Annotated in this window: 1 protein-coding gene; it reads right to left on the minus strand. The window is 74.1% G+C overall.

The window, feature by feature from the left end:
• Nucleotides 1-1,278, minus strand: a 1,278-nt coding sequence (locus ACWGIG_RS38905; protein WP_453326442.1) for an HRDC domain-containing protein, incomplete at its 3' end; no start/stop codon positions are given.
• Between the last annotated feature and the right edge of the window lie 134 nt (nt 1,279-1,412).

A 1,412-nucleotide genomic window follows, 5' to 3' on the forward strand; every position in this document is an offset into this window, starting at 1 on the left:
GTCCAGGGCCTGCGCCGCCAGCGCCTTCACCAGCAGCGGGGTGACCAGCTCGCGCTGCCACTGCCTCGCTCCGTACGCGGCCAGCGTCTCGGCCACCTTCTCCGCGGTCACGGGCTTCGGCGGCTCCCAGCACACCCGCCGCACCGTGTCCGGGGTGATCAGGTTCTCCTGCGGCATGTTGATCTCCTCGGCCTTCGCCGAGACGGCCGCCCGCGCTGCGGCCAGCCTGGCCGCCGCCGCCGGGTCCTTGTCGGCCCAGGAGCGGGGCGGCGGAGGGCCCGCGACCGCCTGCCCGGGCTGCGGAAGCTCGATGTCCGGCAGCGCCTTGGCCCGGTCGATCGCCGCCTGCCACTGTTCCAGCTGACGGCGCCCGACCCGGTGCCCGAAGCCGGGCAGCGCGGCCAGCACGGTCGCGTTCAGCGGCACCGCGAGGGACGCCTCGACGATGGCGGCGTCGCTCAGGACCTTGCCGGGCGACACGTCGCGGCGCTGCGCGATGGCGTCCCTGGCGGTCCACAGCTCCCGGACGACCGCGAGCCTGCGACGGCCGCGCACCTTGTGCATCCCGGACGTACGCCGCCAGGGGTCCTTGCGCGGCGGCGCGGGCGGGGCCTCGGCGATCGCGCGGAACTCCTGCAGCGCCCAGTCGAGCTTGCCCTGCCGGTCCAGCTCCTTCTCCAGCGCGTCCCGCAGGTCCACGAGCAGCTCGACGTCGAGCGCCGCGTACCGCAGCCAGGGCTCGGGGAGCGGGCGGGTGGACCAGTCGACGGCGGAGTGCCCCTTCTCCAGGGCGTACCCGAGGAGGTTCTCGACGATGGCGCCGAGGCCGACGCGCGGGATGCCCGCGAGGCGTCCGGCCAGCTCCGTGTCGAAGATCCGGGTGGGGATCATGCCTATTTCACGCAGACAGGGGAGGTCCTGGGTGGCCGCGTGCAGCACCCACTCCGCGTCCGCGATCGCCTCGCCGAGGCCGGAGAGGTCGGGGCAGCCGACCGGGTCGATCATCGCGCTGCCGGCGCCCTCACGGCGCAGCTGTACGAGATAGGCCTTCTGTCCGTACCGGTAGCCGGACGCGCGCTCGGCGTCGACGGCCACGGGGCCGGTTCCGGCGGCGAATGCCGCGATCACTTCGTCGAGGGCCTCCTGCGTCGCCACGACGGGCGGAATGCCCTCGCGTGGCTCCAACAGCGGGATCGGCGCCGGTTCGACGTCGTCCGGGGGGCCGCCCCCGGTGGTTCGCAGGTCTGCTTCTGCTGCGGTCTCTTGGGCGTCGGTCACCTGTCAAGGGTATCTGTGTATGACAGGGGCCCGACGACGGAGCGCAAGATCGGGCACCGGGCGGGGCCCCGGGCCCGGGCCGGTAGCGGGTACGGGGCGGGCACAGGACTGCGGTCCGGCGGTGATCGTTCGAC

It is taken from the genome of Streptomyces sp. NPDC054863, assembly GCF_053610825.1.